Origin of the sequence: Agromyces fucosus (assembly GCF_004134865.1) — a bacterium.
GTDB classification, from domain to species: Bacteria; Actinomycetota; Actinomycetes; order Actinomycetales; family Microbacteriaceae; genus Agromyces; species Agromyces fucosus.
Genome location: NZ_SDPO01000002.1, coordinates 538,879 through 563,294 on the forward strand (window position 1 = coordinate 538,879; position 24,416 = coordinate 563,294).

25 protein-coding genes are annotated in these 24,416 nt (G+C 71.6%); 12 read left to right on the top strand and 13 right to left on the bottom strand.

Translation table 11 applies throughout. The annotated features are described in order from the left end of the window. Positions 1–94: 94 nt before the first annotated feature. Positions 95–1,240, bottom strand: a complete 1,146-nt coding sequence (locus ESP57_RS08245) for a hypothetical protein (RefSeq protein WP_115958805.1) — start codon at positions 1,238–1,240, stop codon at positions 95–97. 199 nt (positions 1,241–1,439) lie between these two features. Between ESP57_RS08245 and ESP57_RS08250 the strand changes: the two genes are divergently transcribed. Beyond that, positions 1,440–2,657 carry a pyridoxal phosphate-dependent aminotransferase gene (locus ESP57_RS08250; protein ID WP_115958807.1) on the top strand — a complete coding sequence of 406 codons (1,218 nt, stop codon included), beginning with the start codon at positions 1,440–1,442 and terminating at the stop codon, positions 2,655–2,657. A 143-nt stretch (positions 2,658–2,800) separates the two neighbouring features. Here ESP57_RS08250 and ESP57_RS08255 read toward each other — a convergent pair whose 3' ends face one another. Further along, positions 2,801–3,748, bottom strand: coding sequence for a LysR family transcriptional regulator ArgP (locus ESP57_RS08255; RefSeq protein WP_129231200.1), 948 nt, complete (start codon positions 3,746–3,748; stop codon positions 2,801–2,803). Positions 3,749–3,819: 71 nt separating this feature from the next. Between ESP57_RS08255 and ESP57_RS08260 the strand changes: the two genes are divergently transcribed. From ESP57_RS08260 to ESP57_RS08300, 8 genes are all read left to right on the top strand, one after another. Then, positions 3,820–4,566, top strand: a complete 747-nt coding sequence (locus ESP57_RS08260; protein ID WP_129231201.1) for a LysE/ArgO family amino acid transporter — start codon at positions 3,820–3,822, stop codon at positions 4,564–4,566. Positions 4,567–4,679: 113 nt separating this feature from the next. Continuing rightward, entirely contained in the window at positions 4,680–5,546 is an 867-nt protein-coding gene (locus tag ESP57_RS18885) for a YciI family protein (RefSeq protein ID WP_341539077.1), read from the top strand. 11 nt (positions 5,547–5,557) lie between these two features. Further along, positions 5,558–6,895: an RNA polymerase sigma factor gene (locus ESP57_RS08275; RefSeq protein WP_129231202.1), complete on the top strand. Its 1,338-nt coding sequence runs from the start codon at positions 5,558–5,560 to the stop codon at positions 6,893–6,895. Between the two features lie 86 nt (positions 6,896–6,981). Beyond that, positions 6,982–7,887 carry an ABC transporter ATP-binding protein gene (locus tag ESP57_RS08280; protein WP_129231203.1) on the top strand — a complete coding sequence of 302 codons (906 nt, stop codon included), beginning with the start codon at positions 6,982–6,984 and terminating at the stop codon, positions 7,885–7,887. Then, positions 7,884–8,693, top strand: coding sequence for an ABC transporter permease (locus tag ESP57_RS08285; RefSeq protein ID WP_129231204.1), 810 nt, complete (start codon positions 7,884–7,886; stop codon positions 8,691–8,693). The genes ESP57_RS08280 and ESP57_RS08285 overlap by 4 nt, the downstream gene beginning before the upstream one ends. A 21-nt stretch (positions 8,694–8,714) precedes the next feature. After that, positions 8,715–9,953: a sensor histidine kinase gene (locus ESP57_RS08290; RefSeq protein WP_129231205.1), complete on the top strand. Its 1,239-nt coding sequence runs from the start codon at positions 8,715–8,717 to the stop codon at positions 9,951–9,953. Beyond that, positions 9,950–10,594 (top strand): response regulator, encoded by a 645-nt coding sequence (locus tag ESP57_RS08295; RefSeq protein WP_056005797.1) that lies wholly within the window; start codon positions 9,950–9,952, stop codon positions 10,592–10,594. Before ESP57_RS08290 ends, ESP57_RS08295 begins: the two co-directional genes overlap by 4 nt. A 109-nt stretch (positions 10,595–10,703) precedes the next feature. Beyond that, positions 10,704–12,398 carry a long-chain-fatty-acid--CoA ligase gene (locus tag ESP57_RS08300; RefSeq protein WP_129231206.1) on the top strand — a complete coding sequence of 565 codons (1,695 nt, stop codon included), beginning with the start codon at positions 10,704–10,706 and terminating at the stop codon, positions 12,396–12,398. Positions 12,399–12,464: 66 nt separating this feature from the next. Here the strand turns inward: ESP57_RS08300 and ESP57_RS08305 are convergent, their stop codons facing one another. From ESP57_RS08305 to ESP57_RS08320, 4 genes are read right to left on the bottom strand one after another with little or no spacing between them, the layout of a single operon-like run. Then, entirely contained in the window at positions 12,465–13,229 is a 765-nt protein-coding gene (locus ESP57_RS08305) for an ABC transporter permease (protein ID WP_056005807.1), read from the bottom strand. Continuing rightward, positions 13,226–14,047, bottom strand: coding sequence for an ABC transporter ATP-binding protein (locus tag ESP57_RS08310; RefSeq protein WP_056005810.1), 822 nt, complete (start codon positions 14,045–14,047; stop codon positions 13,226–13,228). Before ESP57_RS08310 ends, ESP57_RS08305 begins: the two co-directional genes overlap by 4 nt. Continuing rightward, entirely contained in the window at positions 14,044–14,418 is a 375-nt protein-coding gene (locus tag ESP57_RS08315; protein ID WP_056005814.1) for a DUF1048 domain-containing protein, read from the bottom strand. The genes ESP57_RS08310 and ESP57_RS08315 overlap by 4 nt, the downstream gene beginning before the upstream one ends. Positions 14,419–14,420: 2 nt before the next feature. Next, entirely contained in the window at positions 14,421–14,771 is a 351-nt protein-coding gene (locus ESP57_RS08320; RefSeq protein WP_056005817.1) for a PadR family transcriptional regulator, read from the bottom strand. A 157-nt stretch (positions 14,772–14,928) separates the two neighbouring features. On the opposite strand from ESP57_RS08320, the gene ESP57_RS08325 reads away from it, so the two are divergent. Continuing rightward, positions 14,929–16,593, top strand: coding sequence for a bifunctional phosphatase PAP2/diacylglycerol kinase family protein (locus ESP57_RS08325; protein WP_243648459.1), 1,665 nt, complete (start codon positions 14,929–14,931; stop codon positions 16,591–16,593). Here ESP57_RS08325 and ESP57_RS08330 read toward each other — a convergent pair. Both ESP57_RS08330 and ESP57_RS08335 read right to left on the bottom strand, forming a co-directional pair. Beyond that, positions 16,559–17,227, bottom strand: a complete 669-nt coding sequence (locus ESP57_RS08330; protein WP_129231207.1) for a LuxR C-terminal-related transcriptional regulator — start codon at positions 17,225–17,227, stop codon at positions 16,559–16,561. The genes ESP57_RS08325 and ESP57_RS08330 overlap by 35 nt on opposite strands. Further along, entirely contained in the window at positions 17,220–18,482 is a 1,263-nt protein-coding gene (locus ESP57_RS08335; RefSeq protein ID WP_115958829.1) for an ATP-binding protein, read from the bottom strand. The genes ESP57_RS08330 and ESP57_RS08335 overlap by 8 nt, the downstream gene beginning before the upstream one ends. A 115-nt stretch (positions 18,483–18,597) precedes the next feature. Here ESP57_RS08335 and ESP57_RS08340 point away from each other — a divergent pair, with 115 nt between their 5' ends. Together ESP57_RS08340 and ESP57_RS08345 are read left to right on the top strand one after the other, a co-directional pair. Then, on the top strand, positions 18,598–20,232 hold the full coding sequence (locus ESP57_RS08340) for a PspC domain-containing protein (RefSeq protein WP_165877418.1): 1,635 nt from the start codon (positions 18,598–18,600) through the stop codon (positions 20,230–20,232). Between the two features lie 2 nt (positions 20,233–20,234). Further along, positions 20,235–20,603, top strand: a complete 369-nt coding sequence (locus ESP57_RS08345; protein WP_056005831.1) for a hypothetical protein — start codon at positions 20,235–20,237, stop codon at positions 20,601–20,603. A gap of 144 nt (positions 20,604–20,747) precedes the next feature. Here ESP57_RS08345 and ESP57_RS08350 read toward each other — a convergent pair whose 3' ends face one another. From ESP57_RS08350 to ESP57_RS08370, 5 genes are all read right to left on the bottom strand, one after another. Beyond that, entirely contained in the window at positions 20,748–21,950 is a 1,203-nt protein-coding gene (locus tag ESP57_RS08350; RefSeq protein WP_129231209.1) for a UDP-N-acetylmuramate dehydrogenase, read from the bottom strand. Position 21,951: 1 nt separating this feature from the next. Next, entirely contained in the window at positions 21,952–22,377 is a 426-nt protein-coding gene (locus tag ESP57_RS08355) for a MaoC family dehydratase (protein WP_129231210.1), read from the bottom strand. Continuing rightward, positions 22,377–22,823, bottom strand: coding sequence for an FAS1-like dehydratase domain-containing protein (locus ESP57_RS08360; RefSeq protein WP_082571124.1), 447 nt, complete (start codon positions 22,821–22,823; stop codon positions 22,377–22,379). Before ESP57_RS08360 ends, ESP57_RS08355 begins: the two co-directional genes overlap by 1 nt. Positions 22,824–22,960: 137 nt before the next feature. Next, positions 22,961–23,578, bottom strand: a complete 618-nt coding sequence (locus ESP57_RS08365; protein WP_056005841.1) for a DUF937 domain-containing protein — start codon at positions 23,576–23,578, stop codon at positions 22,961–22,963. Positions 23,579–23,678: 100 nt separating this feature from the next. Beyond that, positions 23,679–24,293, bottom strand: coding sequence for a TetR/AcrR family transcriptional regulator (locus ESP57_RS08370; protein ID WP_165877419.1), 615 nt, complete (start codon positions 24,291–24,293; stop codon positions 23,679–23,681). Positions 24,294–24,416 lie beyond the last annotated feature (123 nt).

Sequence of the window (24,416 nt, forward strand, 5' to 3'; positions counted from 1 at the left end):
ACGTGGGCAGCGTAGCAAGAGTGGGACGGATGTCCCAGAGAAATCTCGCACCCCGGGGCATGCGCTCGAAATGGAACGGGGCCGTTGCTCAGCGTCAGGCCGAAGCGCCGGCCCGACGACGCAGCACGAGCACCGCGCCGGCTGCGAGCAGCAGCGCGCCGCCGAAGAGCGGCAGCGCGGCGTCGAAGCCGGTCTCGGCGAGCGCGGCACCGGTGACGGTGGAGCTGCCGCCCGGCGTCGCGGCGGCGACGACGGTGAAGGTCACGAAGTACAGGCCGCCCTCGTTCTGTCCCTGCGATGCGAGCACGAGCGTGTGCTGCCCCGGCGCGAGAGCCGCGAGGGTCTCGGGCGAGAGCGTCACGGTGATCAGGCCGGTGGAATCGGCCTGGAACACGCCGACCGCCACGGGAGCCGAGTAGGCGTAGGCGTCGAAGTAGGTCAGCCCGTCCCAGTACCAGTCGCCCTGCACCTGAAGCTGACCGGCAGCGCCCTGCGTGAGGGTGCCGCCGTCGACGGGCGTGATCTCCCGCTCGGCGAGGAATGCCGCGAGCTGCTCCGAGTCCTCGAAGACGGGTTCGCCGATGGGCTCCTCGACGGGCGCCGGCACGAACTCCGTGTCGAGCGTGCCCCACTTGACCCATGAGACGGATCCGGTCTGCCCCTCGTCGACGAAGAACCCGTAGCCGAGAAGGTCGACGTCGTCGGCGGCGGGCGACGCACCCTCGATGGCGGCCAGGAGCTCCTCGAGCGTGGCGGTCGTGTTCGCCGGGGCGGCATCGGACACGGCGCGGCTCGTCGTCCACTGCGCGTCGAGCGCGACCACATTGGCGGTGGTGTCGGCCGGGCGAAGCGTCGTGAACTGCTGGTCGCCGGCGGCGTCGTCGAAGAACAGGGGGATCTGGAAGTAGGCGTTCGTGCTGCCCCACGAGATTCCGGCATCGATCAGCTCGCGGAGGTCGCCGTTGTCGGCGGCCGCGTCGAATCCGTTGAGGATCTGCACCTTGCCGGTGAGGTCGAGCTGTCCGTTGCCGTCGACGAACGAACCGGTGGCGGCACCGTTGTGCCAGCCGACGTACGTCGACTCGTCGGGGCGGATGTCGTCGGCGCCGACGTACGCGATCTCGGTCGGATCGATCTCCTCGGCCTGTGCCGGCGCGGCGCCGGCGAGGGCCAGCCCACCGCCGACGGCGATGGCCGTGGTGAGGGCGGCGAGTCGAGTCGTGCGTCGTTGAAGGGCCATCGAGGGTTCCTGTCTGTGGGGGTGGTGGTGACTGCAGCGCATCGCGCACACGACGAGGCGCGCCCTCGGGCGCGCCTCGATTCGAATGCATGCGTTCGGGTGAGCCTATCCGGAGGATAGTGTCCGGATAACCCCCTGTTCGAGGGGTGCGCGCTTCGCCCCCTGTCACACGGCATACGCCACGCCGTAGGCTGGTCGCGTGACCGAACACCCGCGCCTCTCCGCCCGTATCGCCGCCATCGCCGAGTCCGCGACCCTGAAGGTCGATGCCAAGGCGAAGGCCCTCCAGGCCGAGGGGCGCCCGGTCATCTCGTACGCAGCCGGCGAGCCCGACTTCTCGACGCCCGAGTACATCGTCGAGGCCGCCCTCGCCGCCACGCATGACCCGAAGAACTACCGGTACACGCCTGCGGCCGGCCTGCCCGAGCTGCGCGAGGCGATCGCCGCGAAGACGCTGCGCGACTCTGGGCTCGAGGTCTCCCCCGGCCAGGTCGTCGTCACGAACGGCGGCAAGCAGGCCGTCTACCAGGCGTTCCAGACGCTGCTCGACCCGGGCGACGAGGTGCTCGTGCCGACGCCGTACTGGACCACGTACCCCGAGGCGATCAAGCTCGCCGGCGGCCGCCAGGTCGACGTCTTCGCCGGCTCCGACCAGGGCTACCTCGTCACCGTCGAACAGCTCGAGGCCGCCCGCACCGACCGCACGAAGGTGCTGCTCTTCGTCTCGCCCTCGAACCCGACCGGCGCCGTGTATTCGGCCGAGCAGACCCGCGAGATCGGCGAGTGGGCGCTCGAGCACGGCATCTGGGTCGTCGCCGACGAGATCTACCAGAACCTCACCTACGCCGAGGAGCCCGACGGCGTGCCGCCGCGCGCGGTCTCGATCGTCGAGGCCGTGCCCGGGCTGGCGAACCAGGCGATCCTCGTCAACGGCGTCGCCAAGACCTACGCGATGACGGGCTGGCGACTCGGCTGGATGGTCGGCCCCTCCGACGTCATCAAGGGTGCCGCGAACCTGCAGTCGCACCTCTCGTCGAACGTGTCGAACATCTCGCAGCGTGCGGCGATCGCCGCCCTCAACGGTCCGCAGGACGCGGTTGAAGAGATGCGCCGCGCCTTCGACCGCCGTCGCCGCACGATCGTCTCCGAGCTCTCGAAGATCGACGGCATGACCGTGCCGGTGCCGCAGGGCGCCTTCTACGTCTACCCCGACGTCACCGGCCTGCTCGGCCGCGAGTGGGGCGGCGTCACGCCGACCACCTCGCTCGAGCTCGCCGACCTGATCCTCGACCAGGCCGAGGTCGCCGCGGTGCCCGGCGAGGCGTTCGGCCCGTCGGGCTTCCTGCGCCTCAGCTACGCACTGGGCGACGCCCCGCTGCTCGAGGGCGTGCAACGCCTGCAGCGCCTCTTCTCCTGACCTGACGTCGCACGTCGAGTCGGCGAGTCGGCGAGTCGGCGAGTCGGCGAGTCGGCGGATGATTCGCGCGACGCGCCGACACCCTGCGGCGCGCCGTCGCAGACGTCCGCCGACTCGCATCGCGCCTGCGCCAGGGCGCCGCCTCAGGGCCGCGCGAGCGCGGTGCGCGCTTCGGCCGCGAGTTCGTCGGCGACCGCGGTGAGCAGGGTCGAGCGCAGGTTCCACTGCTGCCAGAAGAGCGGCACGTCGATCGGCGCCCCGTCGAGTCGTACGAGCGCGCCGCGCTCGAGTTCTGCCGCCGACTGGAACGCGGGCAGCATGCCCCAGCCGAGCCCGAGCTTGACCGCCGTCGCGAAGTCGCTCGAGGCCGGCACGAAGTGGCGGGGAGGACCGTCGGGGTCGATCCCCTGTGCCGTCAGGTGCTCGCGCTGCAGGTCGTCGCGTCGGTCGAAGTCGACGAGCGGGGCCGTCGCGAGTGCGGCGGCCGGCTCCGCGCCGCGTCGCCGCTGCTCACCGCGCCCGCGCGAGCCGCGCATGCCGGAGCCGAGCGCGAGCCCCCAGCGCTCGGCGAAGGCCGGTGTCGCAACGGGCTCGTAGCGCATGACCCCGAGCGGGCGCACGAGGCATCCGGCCACCGGCGCGGACTGCGACGTGACGGCCCCCAGCACGGTGCCCGACTCGAGCAGGCCGGCCGTGAAGTCCTGGTCGTCGCGGTGCAGGTCGAAGACGACCGGGTGCCGCTCCCCGACGCGGGCGAGGGCGGGCAGGAACCACGTCGCGAGCGAGTCGGCATTGACTGCGAGGGCGAGCGAGAGCGGCCGAGCGGATGCCTCGTCGAGCCCGAACTCCGCGATGGCGTCGTGTTCGAGCAGCGCGACCTGGCGCGCGAGCCGCACGATCGGCGCACCCGCCTCGGTCGCCCTGGCCGGCTTCGATCGCACGACGAGCACGCGCCCGAGCTGTTGCTCGAGCGCCTTGACGCGCTGGGAGACCGCCGACGGGGTGATGCGCAAGCGTCGAGCCGCCGCGTCGAACGTGCCCTCGTCGATGACGACGGCGAGCGTACGGGCGAGGTCGAGCGGGATCTCCATCTGAAGCAATGCTAATGCCGATGAAGAATCTTGAGCTGGAGTAAAGCGTCCGGCCCACCTACATTCGTCTCGTGCCCCTCTCCTCCATCCTCGCCGGCTTCGGCCTCGGCCTCTCGCTCATCGTCGCGATCGGCGCGCAGAACGTGTTCGTGCTGCGGCAGGGCATCCGGCGCGAGCACGTCTTCGCGGTGGCGGCGATCTGCGCGCTGAGCGACCTCGCGCTGATCATGGTCGGCGTCTCCGGCATCGGCGCGGTGCTGACGGCGGTGCCCTGGCTCGTCGACGTCATCCGCTGGGCGGGTGCTGCGTTCCTCGTCGCCTACGGGCTGCTCGCGGCGCGTCGCGCGATCCGGCCGAGCGGCGAGACGCTCGAGGCCGAGACCGCCGAACACGAGGTCGAAGAGGCCGAGGCGGATGCCGCGGGGCTCGTGGGCGCCAGGGCCGGGACACCCTCGGCACCCACGAACCCCGCGGCATCCGCCTCCACGTCGACTCCCACCTCGACCTCGACACTCACCCGCCGGAGCACCGGCCTCGCCGCCGCCGTGCTGACCTGCCTCGCCCTCACCTGGCTGAACCCGCACGTCTACCTCGACACGGTCTTCCTGCTCGGCTCGGTCGCGAACACGCACGGCGAGGCCCGCTGGGCCTTCGCCGCCGGAGCAGGTGCCGCGAGCATCGTCTGGTTCTTCGGGCTCGCCTACGGCGCGAGGCTCCTCGGCGGCGTGCTCTCGAGCCCGCGTGCGTGGCGCGTGCTCGACGCGATCATCGCCGTCGTCATGGTCGGCCTCGGCGTCATGCTCGTGCTGCCGCACTGAGCGGGCACCGAGCCGGCACGGAAACCGATCCCGCCGATCACCACCCGGGTGTCGAGAACGGCTGTCGCCGTTCGTCGTACTTGCGTAGCGTGACCGAGAGAGAGGATTCCACCATGGAATACGCACTGTTCTACGCCGAGGGCGACGAGCCCATCGCCTACGTGCCGGCGGCCGACGACATCGGCGACTGGGTCGACGACCTCGAGAGCCGGGGTGCGTCCGAGTACGGCGAGCGGTTGCGGCCCGACCAGGACGCCACGACCGTGCGGGTCCGCGACGGGCAGCTGCTCGTCACCGACGGGCCGTTCACCGAGTCGAAGGAATCGATCGGCGGGTTCGACATCATCGACGTCGCCGACCTCGACGAGGCGATCGAGATCGCGTCGCGGCATCCGGCCGCCGCCTTCGGGCGGGTCGAGGTGCGCCCGTTCATGCAGTGGCCCGGTGCCGAGCCCGAAGCGCGCGTCGTCCCGGCGGGATTCCGCGAACGGGTTGCGAGCGGCCGACGGTACCTCATGTTCGTAGTCGCCGAGCGGCAGGGGCGGCGAGCCGTCATCGGCGACGACGGCGGCGAGCCGACGCCCACCGAGGACCCGATGGACGACGACCCGCAGGCCTGGGTCGACGAGATGGACGGGCGCGGGACCCGCCTCTTCGGCGACGTGCTGCGCGGCCCCGAGGACGCGACCTTCGTGAGCCGGCGCGCGGGCGAGGTGCTCGTCAGCGACGGCCCCTTCGCCGAGGCGAAGGAGTGGATCGCAGGCTTCGACGTGCTCGAGGTGCAGGGCCTCGCCGAGGCGATCGAGGTGGCGTCGAAGCATCCGATGGCCAGGGGCGGCACGCTCGAGCTGCGCCCGCTCTGGCCGTTCGACGTGCACGACGACCACGTCGCCCGCCACGAACGGGAAGCCGCCGAGCGCGGCATCAGGGTCGAGCCGGCCGCCGCAGAGGTGCTCGATGAGGTGGGGGCGGGCCGCTGAGTCGCGAACGGATGACGGACGGGGCGCCGACGCCCGAGGGGCGAGCCGAAGTGCTCGCGCCCGCGGTCGCGGCGGCACTCCGTTCCGCGTTCGAGACGGAGTGGTCGCGGGTCGTCGCCACGCTCATCCGCACTACTGGCGATTGGGATGTCGCGGAGGAGGCGACCTCGGGAGCCTTCGAGCGCGCCGCGACCACGTGGCCGCGCGACGGCGTGCCGGCCAATCCGGGCGCGTGGCTCACCACCGCCGCCCGCAACCTCGCACTCGACCGGCTCCGGCGTCGCGGCGTCGAGACGGACAAGGTCAGGGAGTGGATCGCGATGGAAGCACTCGAGGGACGAACCGGCGGACCGCCGGACCCGGCCGACGTCGCGATCGCTCGCGACGAGCCGGCGTGGGAAGACCGACTTCGCCTCGTCTTCACCTGCACGCATCCGGCGCTGCCGATGGAATCACGAGTCGCGCTCACCCTGCGCACGGTGGGCGGCCTCGAGACGAGCGAGATCGCGCGCGCCTTCTTCGTGCCGGAGTCGACCATGGCACAGCGCCTGGTGCGTGCGAAGCGGAAGATCCGGAACGCGGGCATCCCGTATCGCGTGCCGCCGCCAGAGGCGCTTGCCGACCGGCTCGACGGGGTGCTCGCCGTGCTGTACCTCGTCTCCAACGAGGGCTACGTCGCCTCATCGGGCGACCGTCTGCAACGCGTCCACCTGGCCGTCGAGGCGATCCGGCTCACGCGACTGGTCGTCGACCTGCTGCCCGACGCCCACGAGCCCCACGCCCTGCTCGCGCTCATGCTGCTCCAGCACGCACGCGCGGCGGCGCGCGTCGATGCCGGCGGCGAGCTCGTACCGCTCGAGGAGCAGCGCCGCGAGCAGTGGGACCGCGCGCTCATCGCCGAGGGACTCGCCCTGCTCGGCCCGATCCCGACGAGCGAACGAGGTCCCTACCGGGTGCAGGCCGAGATACAGGCCGTGCACGTCAGCGCGCGCACGCCTGACGAGACGGACTGGGCGGCGATCGTGCGTCGATACGACGAGCTCGCGGGGCTCATGAGGGGCGCGTCGCCGTTCGTCGAGCTCGCTCGCGCGATCGCGATCGGGATGGCCGACGGCGCCGACCACGGGCTCGCGGCCCTCGCCGCTCTCGAGTCTTCGGGCCGTCTCGCCGGATACCACCTGCTGCCGGCGGCTCAGGCGGACCTCCTCCGCCGATCCGGGCGAGCGGATGCCGCGGCGGCCCGATACCGCGAGACGATCCCCCTCGCGCCGACGGCGCCCGAGCGCCGATTCCTCGAACGTCGCCTGGCAGAGGTCGAGGCGTCGGCTGCGCCCGGGCCCGACCGCTGACCGAGCCCCCATCCACCGATCGGTGGACGCGGGAATCGACCCGTCGGGGGCTGCCGATCGCGGCGCAACCGCGAGAGGCTTCCGGTATGAACACGACACGCACGGATGCCGCGGTGCAGATCCGCGGGCTCCGCAAGGCTTATGGCGGGGTGATCGCCGTCGACGACCTCGATCTCGACATCGCCCACGGCGAGACGTTCGCCCTGCTCGGACCGAACGGGGCCGGCAAGTCCACCACGGTCGAGATCCTCGAGGGCTACCGGCTCCGCACCTCGGGCGAGGTGAGCGTGCTCGGCGTCGACCCTGCTCGCGGCGGCCTCGACTGGAAGTCGCGCATCGGCATCGTGCTGCAATCGAGCGGGGAGACCGGGCTCCTGACCGTCACCGAGTTGCTGCGGCACTTCGCCTCGCTCTACCCCCACCCGCGCGACGTCGACGAGGTCATCGCCGCCGTCGGCCTCGAGACGAAGGCGAAGACCCGCATCGCGAAGCTCTCGGGCGGCCAGCAGCGTCGCGTCGACGTCGCCCTCGGCATCGTGGGCCGGCCCGAGCTGCTCTTCCTCGACGAGCCGACCACGGGCTTCGACCCCGAGGCGCGCCGGCAGTTCTGGGGGCTCATCCGGTCGCTCAAGGCCGAGGGCACGACGATCCTGCTCACGACCCACTACCTCGACGAGGCGGCGCAGCTGGCCGATCGCGCCGGCGTGATCGCCGGCGGACAGCTCATCGACGTCGGCGCCATCGATGAGATCGGCGGGGCCGACGCACGCCGTCCGATCGTGCGCTGGCGAGACGCGGCCGGCACCACGCGTGAGGTGCGCACCGACGAGCCGGGGCTGCACGTGGCATCCGTCGTCGCCGCACTCGGCCGCGAACCCGACGGCCTCGAAGTGATCCGGCCGACCCTCGAGGACATCTACCTGGGGCTCGTGCACGACGCTTCGGCGGGCTCAGCACGCGAATTCGACGACACCGAGGAGGCCCTCGCATGAGCACCAGCCTGATGACCCAGGGCGCGTCACGCGTCGGCGTCGAGACGAAGACGTACTTCCGGGCCGCCGACACCCTGTTCTTCACCTTCCTCTTCCCGTTCGTGATGCTCGCGATCTTCTCGGCCGCGTTCAGCGCTTCGGGCGAGGTCGGTCCTCCCGGAGCCGAGATCTCGATCGCGGCCCTCTACCTGCCGGCGATGCTCGCCGCGGGCATCTTCCTGTCGGGCGTGCAGAACCTCGCCATCGACATCGCCCTCGAGAAGTCGAACGGCACGCTGAAGCGGCTGGGCGGCACTCCCCTCTCACCCGTCGGGTACTTCGCCGGCAAGATCGGCCAGGTCTTCGTCACCGGCACGCTGCAGGCGGGCCTGCTGATCCTCGCCGGCTGGCTCGTGCTCGGCATCGACCTGCCGACCGATCCGGCGAAGTGGGTCACGTTCGCCTGGGTGTTCGTGCTCGGCCTCACGACGTGTGCGCTGCTCGGCATCGCCCTCTCGGCGCTGCCGCGCTCGGGCAAGAGCGCCGCCGCGGTCGTGATCCCGATCGGGCTGATCCTCCAGTTCATCTCTGGCGTGTACCTGCAGTGGAACATGCTCCCCGACTGGCTCCAGAACTTCGCGAGCCTGTTCCCGCTCAAGTGGATCGCCCAGGGCATGCGCTCGGTGTTCCTGCCCGAGGGATGGGAGTCGCTCGAACAGAACGGCTCGTGGAACCTCCCGGGCGTCGCGATCGCCCTCGGCATCTGGCTCGTCGTGGGCTTCGTGCTGTCGCGCATCACCTTCCGGTGGATCCGGCGCGATGCATAGCCCCCGTGGCACACTCGCAACATGCTGAACAGACGATGGTGGGATGTCGCGGCGATCGCCGTGGCATCCATCCTCGTGCTCTTCACCCTGTTCGACCCGCCGCCGTACGGACCGGACGACTGGGGTGTCTGGGCCACGACGGGTGCGTTCCTCGTCTTCTACTTCGCGTACGCGAGGGCCCGTCTCGGCGCCGACCGGCTCGCCCCGCACCTCGTGATCTCGATCGCGTTCGCGGTGCTCGTCGGCGTCGGCGCCTCGTTCGAGCCCTCGTTCGCGATCATCCAGGTGTTCGTCTACCCGTTCATCTGGACGACGGCGCCGTCGATCCGCAGCGCGCTCGTGTCGAACGCGCTCATCGGCAGCGCGCTGGCAGTGGGCTACATCGTGCACTTCGGCCCGAGCGGCATCGTCGCGGGGGTCGCCAGCGCGGCACTCTCGGTCGGCTTCAGCATCGCGCTCGGGCTCTGGATCACGAACATCGCCGTCTACGGCCAGGAGCGCGGCCGCCTGCTCGAGGAGCTGCAGGCGACGCAGGGCCAGCTCGCCGCGATGCACCGTGATGCCGGCGTCGTCGAGGAGCGCGCGCGGCTCGCCCGCGAGATCCACGACACGATCGCGCAGAGCCTGACCGGCCTCGTGATGGTCGCACAGCGCACGGGCACGCGGCTCGGCGGGGTCGACGGCGAGGCCGCGGCATCCGCTCGCGCCGACGTCGAACTCATGGAGCAGATGGCGCGCGAGGCGCTCACCGAGGCGCGCGGACTCGTCGCCTCGCTCGCACCGGTCGAGTCGGGTGCGGGGCTCGGCGACGCCCTCGCGCGGCTCGCGGCGAACTTCGAACGCGAGACCGACGTCGTCGTGACCGTCTCGGCGAGCGCGACGGGACTCAGCCGCGAGCACGAGGTCGTCCTGCTGCGCTCGGCGCAGGAGGGGCTCGCGAACGTCCGCAAGCACGCCGACGCCCGGCACGCTGCGGTGACCGTGGAGTCCGTCGGCGGCGAGGTCGTGCTGACCGTCTCCGATGACGGCGTCGGACCCGGCGCCGCGATGCCGGGCGCCTCGGGCTTCGGGCTCGCGGGAATCCGCGATCGCACCGCGCTCGTCGGCGGCTCGTTCGCGATCGAGCCGGGCGCGGGCGGCGGCACGGTGCTCCGCGTCGGCATCCCCCGAGCGGATGCCGCACTCCCGCCCACTGCCGGTCGAGTAGCGCCCGACGCAGGAGGACGCGTATCGAGACCGACGTCCGAGGAGACATCATGACCACCGCGATCCGCATCGTCGTGGCCGACGACCATCCCATCGTGCGGGCCGGCATCATCGGCCTGCTCGAGGCCGAGGCCGGTCTCGAGGTCGTCGGCGAGGCTGCCGACGGCGCCGAGGCGGTGGCCGTCGCGGCATCCGAGCGCCCCGATCTCGTGCTGATGGACCTGCGGATGCCGCAGCTCGACGGCGCCGCGGCGACCGCGCGCATCCTCGCCGAGGTGCCGGGCACCCGCGTGCTCGTGCTCACGACGTACGAGACCGACGATCACATCCTCGCGGCCATCGAGGCCGGGGCGAGCGGCTACCTGCTGAAGGCGGCGCCGCAGGCCGAGATCCTCGCGGGCATCCGCGCCGTCGCCGCCGGTGAGACCGTGCTCGCCCCGTCGATCGCGGCGAAGCTCGTCTCGAGGGTGCGCGCCGACGCGGCATCCGTCGCTGCACCCGCTCCCGCGCTCTCGCGGCGCGAGCTCGAGGTGCTGCGCCTCGTGGCGGAGGGACGCTCGAACCCCGAGATCGCGCGGGCGCTCTTCATCGGCGAGGCGACCGTGAAGACGCACCTGCTGCACGTCTTCGAGAAGCTCGAGGTGAACGATCGCACGCGCGCCGTGACGCGGGCGATGGAGCTCGGCATCATCTAGGTTCAGGCCGGGCGCAGCGCGGCACCGTACGCTGGAGACGGCATCCGCGCGCCACGGCGACGATGGGCGTGACCGTGTTCTCGCGTGCAGATGGCCGTGAGAGGCACGAATGAACCCGTACGAACACCGGCCCTGGCTGGACCACTACGCAGACGGCGTGCCCGCGGGGATCGAGGAGCCGAGCCAGACGCTCGTCGACATGATCGACGACGCGGTGCACCGGTTCCGGCGGCGCCCGGCGCTCGAGTTCTTCGGCGCCGAGACGAGCTACCGCGAGCTCGGCGAGCAGATCGCCTCCGCCGCCGAGGGGCTGCGCCGGCTCGGGGTCGTCGCGGGCGACCGGGTCGCGCTCGTGCTGCCGAACTGCCCGCAGCACGTGGCCGCGTTCTACGCGGTGCTCCGCCTCGGCGCGATCGTCGTCGAGCACAATCCGCTCTACACGCCGCCCGAGCTGCGGCACCAGTTCGAGGATCACGGCGCCCGCGTCGCGATCGTCTGGGACAGCGTGGCCGACACGGTCGCCGAGTTCCCCAGCGACATCCGCCCAGCCCACATCGTCTCGGTCGACCTGACCCGCGCACTCCCCTTCGGCAAGCGGATGGCGCTGCGCCTGCCGATCCCGAAGGCCCGGCGCTCCCGCGCCGCGCTCACGACGAAGCCGCGTGCGCGCGGGCTCGTCGAGTGGGAGCGGCTCACCTCGCGGCGGGCGCTCGCCCAGCGGCATCCGCGCCCCTCGCTCGACGACACCGCCGTGCTGCAGTACACGAGCGGCACGACCGGCACGCCGAAGGGCGCCGTGCTCAGCCACCGGAACCTGCGCGCGAATGCGATGCAGGGCCGCGCCTGGGTGCCCGGCCTCGCCGAGGGCGAGGAGGTCTTCTACGGGGTGCTGCCCCTCTTCCACGCCTACGGCATGACGCTCTGCCTGACCTTCGCGATGTCGATCGGTGCGCGTCTCGTGTTGTTCCCGAAATTCGACTCGGGCCTCGTGCTCGACGCCGCACGCCACTCGCCGCCCACGTTCCTGCCCGCGGTGCCGCCGATCTACGACCAGCTCGTGCACGCTGCGGCACGCCACCCGCGGGCCCTCGAACGCATCCGCTTCGCGATCTCGGGCGCGATGAGCCTGCCCATCGCGACGGTCGACCGCTGGGAGAGCGCCACGGGCGGGCTCCTCGTCGAGGGCTACGGCATGACCGAGTCCTCGCCGATCTCGGTCGGCAACCCGATGGGTCCGACCAGGCGGCCCGGCACGGTCGGCGTGCCGTTCCCGAGCACCGAGATCAGGGTCGTCGACCCGGCCGATCCGGCCGAGGACCGGCCGGCGGGCGAGCCCGGTGAACTGCTCGTGCGCGGACCGCAGGTCTTCCAGGGCTACTGGCGGCGCCCGGCCGAGACCGCCGAGACGCTGCTGCCGGGCGGATGGCTCCGCACGGGCGACATCGTGCGCGTCTCCGACGACGGCTTCGTCACGATCGTCGACCGCGTGAAGGAGCTCATCATCACGGGCGGGTTCAACGTCTCGCCGTCGGAGGTCGAGGCGGCCCTGCTGGCGCACCCCGACGTGCGCGGCGCGGCGGTCGTCGGCCTCCCGCGGGCCGACGGCGGCGAGGCCGTGGCCGCCGGCGTCGAGCTCCGGGAAGGCGCCGTCTTCGATGAGACGGCCCTGCGCGACTTCTGCCGCACGAGCCTCACGCCCTACAAGGTGCCGCGTCGCATCGAGCTCTTCGACGAGCTGCCCCGCTCGCTCATCGGCAAGGTGCTGCGTCGCACCGTGCGCGACGAGCTGCTCGAGCGGGGCTGACACGACGAAGCTCCCCTCCGCCTCGTCGGTGACGGGCGGAGGGGAGCTTCGTTCGAGCTGCCGGGCTCAGGAGATCTTGCGACGGTAGATCGACATCGCCCACACGTAGGCGACGACGAGGATGCCGACGAGCCAGGCGAGTGCCACCCAGATCTCGCTGCCGACCGGCTCACCGGCGAAGAGGGCCCGCGTGGAGTTCACGATCGAGGTCACGGGCTGGTTCTCGGCGAACCAGGCGACCGGGGCGGGCATCGTGTCGGTGGGCACGAAGGCCGAGCTGATGAACGGCAGGAAGATCAGCGGGTAGCTGAACGCGCTCGCGCCGTCGACGGTCTTGGCCGAGAGGCCGGCGACCACGGCGAGCCAGGTCAGCGCGAGGGTGAACAGCGCCAGGATGCCGGCGACCGCGAGCCACGCACCGACGGATGCCCCGGTGCGGAAGCCCATGATGAGCGCGACGCCGATGACGATCGCGACCGACACGAGGTTCGACACCACCGACGTGAGCACGTGGGCCCAGAGCACGCTCGACCTCGCGATCGGCATCGACTGGAAGCGCTCGAAGATGCCGCCCTGCAGGTCGAGGAACAGCCGGTACGCGGTGTACGCGATGCCCGACGCGATCGTGATGAGCAGGATGCCGGGGAGCATGTAGTTGATGTACGACTCGTCGGATCCGGTGTTGATCGCACCGCCGAGCACGTAGACGAAGAGCAGCATCAGCGCGATCGGCGTGACCGCGGTGGTGATGATCGTGTCGGGGCTGCGGAGGATGTGGGTCAGCGATCGGCCGGTGAGGATGCGGGTGTCGCTGAGGACGTGGGTGGTCATCGTGATTCCTTTCCAGCCGTCGCCGCGCTGTCGGTGCGGCCGGCTTCGTCGGTTTCGGTCTCGCCGGTGTCGCCGACGAGGGTGAGGAAGACCTCTTCGAGCGTCGGCTGCTTCTCGACGTACTCGACCGTGGCGGCCGGGAGGAGCCGCTTGAGTTCTGAGAGGGTGCCGTTCTGGATGATGGTGCCCTTGTGCAGGATCGCGATGCGGTCGGCGAGCTGCTCGGCCTCGTCGAGGTACTGCGTCGTGAGCAGCACCGTCGTGCCGGCCTCGGCGAGCTTCTTGACGGTCTGCCACACCTCGATGCGCGCCTGCGGGTCGAGGCCCGTCGTCGGCTCGTCGAGGAAGATGATCGGCGGGTTGCCGATCAGGCTCATCGCGATGTCGAGCCGGCGGCGCATGCCGCCCGAGTACGTGCCCGCCTTGCGGCCGCCAGCCTCGGTGAGCGAGAAGCGCGCGAGCAGGTCGTCGGCGATCGCGCCGGGGTTCTTCAGGTGACGGAGCCTCGCGATGAGCACGAGGTTCTCGCGGCCCGTCAGCACCTCGTCGACGGCGGCGAACTGGCCCGTGAGGCTGATCGCCTCGCGCACCTCGCCTGGGTTGGCGGCGACGTCGAGTCCGTTGACGATCGCGGTGCCGGCATCGGCCTTCGCGAGCGTCGAGAGGATGCGGACGAGGGTGGTCTTGCCCGCGCCGTTCGAGCCGAGGAGGGCGAAGATGCTGCCCGCCTTCACCTCGAAGTCGACGCCCCGCAGCACGTGCAGGTCCTTGAACGACTTCTCGATGCCCTGTACTCGGATCGCTGCTTCGGTGGTCATCGCTCTTCCTTTCCTTCGAGGTTCTTGATGGTCTCGGTGAGGCGGTTGCGCTCCTTGTCGATCCAGCGCTTGCCCGCGTATGCCGCGGCGAAGGCCTCGGCGAACTCGACCGGGTCGTCGCCGACGATGTCCTCGACCGGCGTCTGGTCGACGGCGGCCCGCTCCCACAGGTCGGCGAAGTCGTTCAGCATCGTGATCATCACCGCGGAGTCGCCGTCGGTGATGCCGCCGTTGTACATGAAGTAGCGCTCGAAGGCCTTGGCGGCGGTGCCGTAGGGCTCGGGCAGGGCCGCGATGCGGGCCTTGTACTTGCGGTACTCCTTCTTGTCGTCGAGCGATCCGGTGATCAGCTCGTACCACTTCGCAGCCATGGCTACTCTCCTTCTTCGTTCGTGCGTTCGATTCGTTCGTGAAGCTGTTCGATCCGTTCTGCGAGGAAGCTCCAGGTCCTCCAGAACTCCTCGAGGTATGCGCCGCCCGCTGCGTTGATCGTGTAGACCTTGCGCGGCGGGCCCTTCTCCGACGGAACCTTCTCGACGTCGACGAGGCCGCGCTGCTCGATCCTGACCAGCAGGGCGTAGACGGTGCCCTCGGCGATGTCGGAGAAGCCCTCGTCGCGAAGTCGGGCCGTGATCTCGTAGCCGTACGCCGGACTCACGGCCAGGATCGCGAGGACGATGCCTTCGAGCGTGCCCTTCAGCATCTCGGTGGTCTGCTTGCCCATGGAACCCCTCCTTTCACTACTCGGTGTAACTGATTACCGGTACATAGTAAGCACAAGTACCGGTAGTTAGCAACACTGAATAGCAAGAAAGTTCCGACGATCCGTTCGCAGCGCAACCCGTCGACGCTTCGAAGCGGCCGCGCCTACGATTGGCGGCGTGAAGTTCCGCAGCGTTCGGGTCGCCGTGCAACGGACGAGGATCCTGCCCGCCTGGGTTCGGCGAGCGGATGCCGCGGCCGCGCGCGCCGTCAACGCCCGCCGAACCCATCCCCTGGCCGACCGGTTCTGGTCGCGCGTGTCGGGATTCGCCGACCGCGGGGTGCTCTGGTGGACCATCGCGGGCGCGCTCGCCGTCATCGGACGCCGACGCACGGCCGCGCGCGGACTCGGCTCCCTCCTCGTCGCGAGCGCCCTCACCAACGTGATCGCCAAGCAGGTGTTCGGCGGTGACCGGCCGTTGCTCGCCGACGTGCCGATCGGCCGCCACCTGCCGAAGCCGCCCATCACCCCGTCGTTCCCGTCGGGGCACTCCGCGAGCGCCGCGGCATTCGTCACCGGCATTGCGATCGAGCAGCCGCGCCTCGGCGCTGCGCTGGCGCCGGCCGCGCTCGGTGTCGCGTACTCCCGGCTGCACACCGGCGCGCACTGGCTGTCCGACGTCGTCGGCGGGCTCGCGCTCGGCGCCGGAGTCGCGGGCCTGAGCATCCTCGTCGCGCGACCGGGCCCCCGTGACGACGCTCCGCGGCCGAGCGGCGCCGATCGCCGCCTGCCTGCATCACCCGACGGCAGCGGCGTCTTCATCGTCGTCAACCGGGCTTCGGGCACGAGCGTGATGCGCACCGATCCGGTGCAGGTGCTCGAGCGGCGGCTGCCCCAGGCCGAGCTGCACGTGCTCGACGACGAGGACCCCGGTGCAGTGGTGCGCGAGGCACTCGCCCGCGACGTGCCGCCCCGCATCGTCGGCGTGTGCGGCGGGGACGGGTCCGTCTCCGCCGTGGCCCACGAGGCGCGAGCCGCGGGCGTGCCGCTCCTGGTCGTGCCGGGCGGCACGTTCAACCACTTCGCGCGAACGGCGGGCGCGACATCCGTCGACCTCTCGGTCGATGCCCTGCAGCGCGGCGAGGGCGTGCGAGCGGATGTCGCCGAGCTGCGCTTCGCCGACGCGCCGCCGATCACCGTGTTGAACACGGCGTCGGTCGGCCTCTACCCCGACTTCGTCACCGAGCGGGAGCGACGCGAGGAGCGCTGGGGCAAGTGGCTCGCCGCCGTCATCGCCGCGGCGCGGGTGCTGCGCCGTTCGACACCCGTGACCGTGGTGATCGGCGGGCGTCGCGCCCGGGTCTGGACCCTCTACGTCGGCGTCGGGCCGAACGACCCGGGCATCGCCGCCCCGATGCAGCGGCGCCGACTCGACGGCGGCCTGCTCGATGTGCGCCTGCTGCACGCCGGCTCGCGGGTGCGCGCGGCGGGCGCGCTCGCCTTCGGTCGCCGCACGAGCGCGGTGCTCCGACGCATCCGTCTCCTGCCGGAACGCCTGGAGTCGTTCACGAGCGAGTCGATCGAGGTGCTCGTGCGACCCAGACACGGGCAGCCGCCGGGGTTCGCCCACGACGGCGAGGTGTCGCTCGAGGCGCCCTCCGAGGCATCCGCACGCACGGCATCGCCCGGTTACCGCACGACCCTGCGGATCGTGCCGGCAGCGCTCGACGTGTACCGGCCCGCGAGCACGGGCAGGGCGAGCACTGCCGCTGGCACTGGCGCGGGCACGGCCGCAGGCACCGGCGCGGCTAGAGCAGGCGCCGCGCGTTCGCCCAGGCCGTGAGCTCGTGCCGGCTCGAGAGCTGGAGCTTGCGCAGCACCGCCGAGACGTGCGTCTCGACCGTCTTCGTCGAGATGAACAGCTCGGCCGCGACCTCCTTGTAGGCGTAGCCGCGCGCGATCAGCCGCATGACCTCCTGCTCACGGGCCGAGAGCCGGTCGAGTTCGTCGCTCGCCGACGCCGTCTCCCCCACCGGGGCGCCGAACGCATCGAGCACGAAGCCCGCGAGCTTCGGCGAGAACACGGCGTCGCCGTCCGCGACGGCGTGAACGGCCCGGGTGACGTCGGCGCCCGAGGAGCCCTTCGTGATGTAGCCGCGGGCACCCGCGCGGATGACGCCGACGACGTCCTCGGCCTTGTCCGAGACCGAGAGCGCGAGGAAGCGAGTCGAGGGCACGGATGCCGCGGCGCGCCGGATCACCTCGGCGCCGCCGCTCGTGGCCGCCGGCACCGCGACCCCGGGCAGGTGCACGTCGAGGAGCACCACGTCGGGCGAGGCATCCGTCACCACCGCGACCGCGGACTCGACGTCGTGAGCCTCGCCGACGACCTCGATCGTGTCGTCGAGGTCGGCCTTCAGTCCGGACCGGAAGATGGAGTGGTCGTCGACGATCACGACCCGCACGCGCTCAGCCACGGTTGCCCTCCAGGCGTTCGGCGGCCGGGAAGCGCAGCCGCACCTCGGTGCCCACGCCGCCGACGCCCGGGCGAACCTCGCCCGAGCCGCCGGCCCGCCGCATGCGGCCGATGATCGACTCGCGCACCCCGAGCCGGTCGCGGGGCACGTCGGCGAGCGCGAAGCCCGGACCGCGATCGCGCACGAACACCTCGACGGCCTCGGGCGTCGACTCGACGTAGACGGAGACCTCGCCGCCGGCATGCCGCGCGGCGTTCAGCATCGCCTCGCGGGCCGCGGCCGCCATCTCGCCGCTCGCACGCTCCCGCGACTCCCCCACGACCACGACGTCGACCGTCACCGCGTAGTCGATCTCGAGGGCCGCCCCGAAGTCGCGGAGGTCGGTGCCGAGGTCGCTGTCTGCCGGTGTGTCGCCCGCGAAGAGCCAGTCGCGCAGCTCACGCTCCTGCGCTCGCGCGATGCGGGCGACCTCGCTCGTCGCCCCAGCCCGGTTCTGGATGAGCGCGAGCGTCTGAAGCACCGAGTCGTGCAGGTGCGCGGCGATCTCGCTGCGCTGCTCCTCGCGGATGCGCTTCGTGCGCTCGGCGGCGAGGTCGCGCCACGAGGCAATGAGCGTGGGCACGTAGACGAGCGCGATGCCGAGGACCGCGGCGAGCGCGGCGACGAACGTGGGCACCGGATACCAGTACGCGTTCGGGCCGAAGACGAGTGCGAGCGCGGTGATCGCGAGCAGGGCCGTCGCGACGATGCGGATCGCGAGCTCCTGCCGCGGCCCCCGGTCGGGATCGGGTCGGTCGATGAAGGTCGCCCACGCTCCCGCCGACACGGCGAGGCCGACCCCCGCGAAGACGGCGAGGAGCCACCACTCGAGTCCGTCGCGGCCCTCGACGACGCGTCCGCTCGTGGCCCAGGCGACGACCAGGGAGACGCCGGACGCGACGACGAGCAGCCAGGCGACGGGCGCGCGCCGGGTCGGGCGCTCCTCGCCCGGGGCCCACGGCGTGAACACCCACAGCCAGAGATAGAGCAGGAGCCCTGCGCCGCTCGCGAGGCTCGTGACGACGAACGCGCTGCGCACGATCCAGACGGGCCAGCCGAGATGGGCTGCGAGACCGGCCGCGACGCCCGTGGCCACGCAGGCGCGAGGCCGCGTCAGGCGAGGGGCGGATGCCGCGCTGCCGGCGGGCGCGGATGCCGCGGAATCGACAGGTTCGGATGCCGCGGCATCCGTCACCTGTTCCGCGCGCGACTCCATGCCTGCAATCCAAGCAGACGTGGCGCCGATCCCCCCGGCCCGGGGCCCCGGCTCAGGGTCGAATCAGGGATTCACCCCATGGCGAGGCATCCGTCGCCCCTGCCAGCATCGAAGCATGGAGACGAACCCGACCGCCCCCGAGGCGGACCCAGTGCAGGACGACGTGAAGGGGGACTCCGCGGCGACACCCGCGCAGGGCACCGGTACCGGCCTCTACGAATGGCTCCGCCGACTCGGCGTGCCGCGACGCGCCGGCTGGCTCGGCGGCGTCTGCGCCGGCGTCGCCGCCCGGCTCGGCATCGACCCGATCATCGTGCGCGGCATCGTCGTCGTCGTCGCGGTGCTCGGCGCGCCGTTCGTGCTGCTCTACGCGATCGCGTGGGTGCTGCTGCCCGACACCGACGGAGAGATCCACTTCGAGCGGCTGACTCGTGGCATCGTCGACCCGGCGATCGTCGGCATCGCGGTCATGGGCGTCATCGGGTTCGTCCCGCTCGTGCAGGGCGGCTGGCTCGGCTGGCGCTGGTGGCCCGAGTGGCCGGCGCTCCACGACCCCATCTTCGGGTTCGACCTCGGCTGGCCCCTGCGCGTGCTGTGGGTGCTGATCCTCATCGGCGGCGTCATCGCGCTCGTCGTCTGGCTCGCGCAGCGGGCCTCCCAGAACTCCCCGGGCGGTGGCGGGCCGCGAATGGCTTCCGCGACGACCGTCGCCGCTCCGGGGCATCCGTCGACCGTCGCCTTCGCAGCGGGCGCCACGGCCACCGGCGCTGCGCCCGCCGGCTCCGCAACCGACGCTGCTGCATCGGCAACCGACTCGGCCGTATCGGCCGATGACGGCGCTGCGAGCGCGGCATCCGTGCCGACCGCCGAGCCGCCGGTGCCCCCCGAAGGCGCCGACGCCGCCGCGATCGCCGAGTGGCGCGCCCAGCACGAGGCCTGGCGCGTCTCGCGCTCCGAGTGGAAGTCGAATCATCACAACGCCGAACGCGCCGCCCGGGCCCAGGCTGCAGCGGAGAACCGTGCGAAGGCGCGCGCACTCACGGCCCAAGCCGACGCCGCCCGGGCAGCACGCCGCGCCAGCCGCCCCAGGGCGAGCGCCGCGTTCGTGTTCACCGTGCTCGGCCTGGCGCTCGTGGTCGGTTCCATCGCCGCGATCTGGGCGCTCGCGACGCCCGACGTCGCCGCCTTCGCCATCCCGATCGCCCTCGCCGCGGCGACGCTCCTGCTGTCGCTCGGCATGATCGTCGCGGCGCTCCGGCGCCGGCGCAGCGGCGCACTCGCCTTCCTGACGGCCCTCTCGACGACCGCGATGACGGTGGCCGTGATCGCGGCGTCGATCATGCCGCAGGGCATGCTGGTGCCGCCGGGTCACAGCGTCGCGCTCGATCGCTCGCAACGCCTCGTGCAGCCGTTCGGCGATGCGTACGTCTACGCGACCCCGTGGTTCCGCGACGAAGCGCCGGTCGTCGAGCTCCGCCAGGGCAATGGAGACACCTGGATCACGATCCAACCCGACACCGAGATCCTCCTCGACGCCAGCGATGCCGGCCAGATCGAGATCATCGCGTTCTCCGCCGACGGCTCGTCGCGATCGATGCCGCAGCTCGGCGGACTGGACCGAGGCGAGCTGCTGCTCGGCGGCGAGCAAGGAGTCCACGAACGAAGCGCCGACGACGTGCTCGTCGACGCGAAGATCGTGCTCGAGCAGGGCTCCGGCATGGTGCACATCGAGATCCGCGAAGGGGAATGACCATGACCACGAACGCACCGGACTCCAGCGGGCCGTCCAACGCAGCGGATGCCGCGGTCACGGCGATCCTCGCCGACTGGGGCACGCCACCGAGCGACGAGGCGACGGCGACGGCGCCGATCGGTCCCGCACCGGCACCACGCCCGACCGTGCGGTGGGGCGCCCTCGTCTGGGCGCTGCTCTTCGGGGCGATGGCCGCGACGACGCTCTGGGTCGTCGTCGATCCGGCCCGTCGCGATGCCGTCGGCGACTGGCTCATCACGCTGAACCCGCTCACCGGGACCCTCATCGGGGTCATCGTCGTGGGCGTCGTGGTGGCGCTCTTCGGCATCGTCGGACTCATCCGTCGCGGCGAGCGCGCCGGGCGCTGACCTGCGCCGCGCTCCCCGCATCGCGCTGCCCTCTCCAGCTCACCCCTCCGCTCCGCGAGATGACAGCAGTCGTCGCCCGTCCGACACGACGGGCGACGACTGCTGTCATCTCGGCGGCACGGGCGCCGCGGCGCGACCAGCCGGCTAGAGCTCGACGCCGACGAGCACGGGCTCGGGCCGCAGCACGATGCCGAACTCGGCCTGCACGCGCCCCTGCACGAAGCGCGCGAGCGTCGCGATCTCTTCAGCCGTCGCCCCGCCTCGGTTGGTCAGGGCCAGCGTGTGCTTCGACGAGATCGCTGCGCGCGAGCCCGGCAGCGCGAAGCCGCGGCGGATGCCCGAGTGCTCGATGAGCCAGGCAGCCGAGAGCTTCACGAGCGACTCGGCGTCGACCGTTGCCGCCACGGCGACCTCGTCGCCGAACTCCTCGATCTCAGCCTGGTGCGCGAGGAACGCGTCGAGCGGCGACGCGGACGCGAGTGAGGCGAGTGGCGTCACCTCGTCGGGCACCTCGGGCTCGACGTACCAGCGGGGTGCCGTCGGCGGCAGGGTGCGGGCGACGTGCTCCCCCACGATCGGGTTGGTGAAGAACGAGCCGGCGCTCACCGAGTCGGCGTCGGCCGGGTCGAGCACCATGCCCTTCGAGGAGCGAAGGGCGAGCACGCTGCGCCGCACGTCGGCGATCGGGACCCGGTCGCCCTGCTGCACGTGCAGCGCGTCGGCGAGCTGCCCGTAGGCGATCGGCTGGCCCAGCGACTCACCGAGCACAGCGCGCTCGGCGGCGGTGTCGTGCAGGTCGAGCTCGATGGTCACGACGATGCCGGCGAGCCCCTGCTTCAGCACCGAGGTGCGGTAGCCGAGCTCGAGCTCGGCGGCCGTCATTCGTCGCGGCGTCTGCGCACCCTCGTCGAGGAACTCGATCGCGACGAGCGTCGCCGCGAGCTCCTGTCCGTAGGCGCCGATGTTCTGCACGGGGGCGGCCCCGACCGAACCCGGGATGCCCGAGAGCGCCTCGAGCCCGGCGTACCCGTGCTCGACGGTCCATGCGACGAGGTCGTCCCACGACTCGCCGGCCTGCACGCGCAGGCGAACGGATGCCTCGGCGCCCGGCGCCGCGGGGAGCACCTCGATGCCGCGCGTGGCGACCCTGATGACCGTTCCGGCGAAGCCCTCGTCGCCCACGAGGAGATTCGAGCCGCCGCCGAGCGCGAGCCACGCGTCATCCGTCGCCCAGGTCTCGACGGCGAGGTCGACGAGGTCGCGCTGCGTCGTCGCGGTGACGAGTCGGCCGATCGGTCCGCCGACCTGCAGCGTCGTGAGATCCGAGAAACGGATGTCGCCGCTCATGTCAGCCGAGGTGGACGCGCACTTGCGCCTTGCCGAGCACCGTGTCGTCGCCGAGCTTCACGGTCAGGTCGATGCGGGCGACGGTCGCGGCCTCATCGAGCTGGCCGACCTTCGCCGCGACGGTGATGGTCGCGCCGCGCTGCGGGTCGACGACCACGGGGCGGGTGAAGCGCACCTGGTAGTCGGCGATACGGCCGGGGTCGCCGGCCCAGTCGACGACGGGCTGCACGGCGAGGCCCATGGTCAGCATGCCGTGGGCGAGCACGCCCGGCAGGCCGACCTCGGCGGCGACGTCGTCACGGTAGTGGATCGGGTTGAAGTCGCCCGAGGCCCCGGCGTACCGCACGAGGGAGTCGCGGGTCAGGGGGAACGACCGCTCGGCGACGACGTCGCCGACGGTGAGGGATGCGAAGTCGGGAGCGGGCATCATTCGTCTCCTCGCACGACGAGGGTGGACACGGCGGTGACGACGTGCGCGCCCTCGGCATCGGTGATGGCCGACTCGGCCGTGACCATGGAGTGGCCGCCCAGGCTCTTCACGCTCGCGACGGTGAGCGTCGCGGTGAGCAGGTCGCCGGCGACGATCGGCCGGGTCGAGGTGAAGCGCTGGTCGCCGTGCACGACCCGCGAAAAGTCGATGCCCGACTCGGGGTCGGCCAGCAGCTGGGCGAGCGTCTGCTCCTGCACGACGACCGCGAACGTCGGCGGAGCGACGACATCGGCGTATCCGGCCGCACGAGCGGCCTCGGGGTCGAGGTTGATCGGGTTCGTCGCGAACACGGCGCGGGCGAACTCGCGCACCTTCTCACGACCGACGAGGTAGGGCTCGGTGGGCGGGAAGGTCCGCCCCTGGAGCTCGGGGTTCACTGGCACCCCGCCAGTCTATGCGGGGGTGCATTCCCGACCATGGCCGGTCGAGGAGCGCCCGACGAAGGAGGACGCGTTCGAGACCCGTGAGAGGTCTCGATACGCTCGCTTCGCTCGCTACTCGACCGGCGGACGCGGATGGATCAGCGCTTGCCGCCGCCGAGGAGGCCGCCGAGCAGGTCACCGAGGCCGCCGCCCGAGCTCGAGCCGCCCGAGCCGCCGCCGAGGAGGCCGCCCACGAGGCCGCCGAGGTCGATTCCGCCGCCGCCCGACGAGCCCGAGCCGCCGCCGAGGAGGCCGCCGAGCAGATCGCCGATGCCACCGCCACTCGACTCGTTCGATGCCGCAGCCGGCTCGGCCTGCTTCTTCGTGAACTGGGCCGCGAGGAAGCTGAGCACGATCGGCGCGAGGATCGGCAGGAGCTTGCCGATGAGGTCGCCCGCGCCGCCCTCCTTCTTGTCGAGCGCGGTGACGACCTTGTCGGTGTTGTCGCCGAAGACGTTCTTCACGATCTTCTTGCCGTCTTCCTCATCGACGTCGGCGAGGTTCACGCCGCCCTCGATGAGCTTCGGGTCGTGCTTCGCGACGGCCTTCTCGAGCGATGCGGCACCGGCGGGGTCGGAGGCGTTCGCGCCGAGCCCTGCGAGGAGCGCAGGCAACGCGTCATCGATCGCCTGCTTCGCGGTCGCCTCGTCGACGCCGAGCTTCGCGGCGATGTCGCCGATCGGGAGGTTGGCGACGATGTCGTCGAGAGCAGCCATTCGGGTTCCCCATTCCGGCGCCCGCGGTCGGGGCGTCCACGGTTCACCGTATCGATACGGATGCCCCGGTGGAAAGTGCCATCCGGACGGCGTCAGCGGCTCAATCGAGGTCGAGCCGGCCGAGGCGCAGCCGTAGGGCGTCGAGCAGGAACTCGAGCCCGATCTCGAAGACCCGGTCGGACCGCTCCGGCCCCTTCGCCGCCTGCTCGAGCAGGCGGGCGAGCGAGGTCGTGGGGGTCTCGGGCTTCCAGATGTCGTCGGGCGACGCCAGGTCGAGACCGAATCCGAGTGCGAAGGAGTCGAGGATCGCGATGACGGTGATGACCTCGTCGTCGGGGAACCCGGCGCCGAGCAGCGCGGTCGCGAGGCGGTCATAGCTCGCGATCACCACGGGGTGGGTGATCGTCTTGCCGACCAGGAGCGGCACGATCGCCGGATGCTCCGCGTACATGCGGCGGGAGGCGCGCATCGTCTGCGTGACGACCTCGACCCAGTCTCCGCTTGGCGACTCCGACAGGTAGGTCTCCCCGAGCCGGCCGCGCATGAGCTCGATGATGCCGTCGCGGCCGTCGACGTGGTTGTAGAGCGACGAGGGCGTGACCCCGAGCCGGCGGGCGAGCGCGTTCACGCCGAACGCCTGCCCCGAGTCGACGAGCTCGATGGCCGCATCGGCGATGCGCTCGGTCGACAGCAGGGGCACTCTGGGCCTGGCCATGGCACCTCCTCGTTCGATCGCCTGGTTCAGCCTACGGGCGGCCGTTCGAAATCCGCTCTTCCCATCGCGGGCACTCATATGCATAATAAACGAACACCATTCACTTATCGCGACGACACCCCT

Coding starts and splice junctions, on each gene's coding strand:
- ESP57_RS08305 (WP_056005807.1), bottom strand. CDS start 13,229: ATGACCACCCACGTCCTCAGCGACACCCGCATCCTCACCGGCCGATCG.
- ESP57_RS08370 (WP_165877419.1), bottom strand. CDS start 24,293: ATGGCCAGGCCCAGAGTGCCCCTGCTGTCGACCGAGCGCATCGCCGAT.
- ESP57_RS08300 (WP_129231206.1), top strand. CDS start 10,704: ATGAACCCGTACGAACACCGGCCCTGGCTGGACCACTACGCAGACGGC.
- ESP57_RS08320 (WP_056005817.1), bottom strand. CDS start 14,771: ATGGGCAAGCAGACCACCGAGATGCTGAAGGGCACGCTCGAAGGCATC.
- ESP57_RS18885 (WP_341539077.1), top strand. CDS start 4,680: ATGGAATACGCACTGTTCTACGCCGAGGGCGACGAGCCCATCGCCTAC.
- ESP57_RS08350 (WP_129231209.1), bottom strand. CDS start 21,950: ATGAGCGGCGACATCCGTTTCTCGGATCTCACGACGCTGCAGGTCGGC.
- ESP57_RS08280 (WP_129231203.1), top strand. CDS start 6,982: ATGAACACGACACGCACGGATGCCGCGGTGCAGATCCGCGGGCTCCGC.
- ESP57_RS08345 (WP_056005831.1), top strand. CDS start 20,235: ATGACCACGAACGCACCGGACTCCAGCGGGCCGTCCAACGCAGCGGAT.
- ESP57_RS08255 (WP_129231200.1), bottom strand. CDS start 3,748: ATGGAGATCCCGCTCGACCTCGCCCGTACGCTCGCCGTCGTCATCGAC.
- ESP57_RS08365 (WP_056005841.1), bottom strand. CDS start 23,578: ATGGCTGCTCTCGACGACATCGTCGCCAACCTCCCGATCGGCGACATC.
- ESP57_RS08295 (WP_056005797.1), top strand. CDS start 9,950: ATGACCACCGCGATCCGCATCGTCGTGGCCGACGACCATCCCATCGTG.
- ESP57_RS08340 (WP_165877418.1), top strand. CDS start 18,598: ATGGAGACGAACCCGACCGCCCCCGAGGCGGACCCAGTGCAGGACGAC.
- ESP57_RS08355 (WP_129231210.1), bottom strand. CDS start 22,377: ATGCCCGCTCCCGACTTCGCATCCCTCACCGTCGGCGACGTCGTCGCC.
- ESP57_RS08335 (WP_115958829.1), bottom strand. CDS start 18,482: ATGGAGTCGCGCGCGGAACAGGTGACGGATGCCGCGGCATCCGAACCT.
- ESP57_RS08275 (WP_129231202.1), top strand. CDS start 5,558: ATGACGGACGGGGCGCCGACGCCCGAGGGGCGAGCCGAAGTGCTCGCG.
- ESP57_RS08290 (WP_129231205.1), top strand. CDS start 8,715: ATGCTGAACAGACGATGGTGGGATGTCGCGGCGATCGCCGTGGCATCC.
- ESP57_RS08285 (WP_129231204.1), top strand. CDS start 7,884: ATGAGCACCAGCCTGATGACCCAGGGCGCGTCACGCGTCGGCGTCGAG.
- ESP57_RS08315 (WP_056005814.1), bottom strand. CDS start 14,418: ATGGCTGCGAAGTGGTACGAGCTGATCACCGGATCGCTCGACGACAAG.
- ESP57_RS08310 (WP_056005810.1), bottom strand. CDS start 14,047: ATGACCACCGAAGCAGCGATCCGAGTACAGGGCATCGAGAAGTCGTTC.
- ESP57_RS08245 (WP_115958805.1), bottom strand. CDS start 1,240: ATGGCCCTTCAACGACGCACGACTCGACTCGCCGCCCTCACCACGGCC.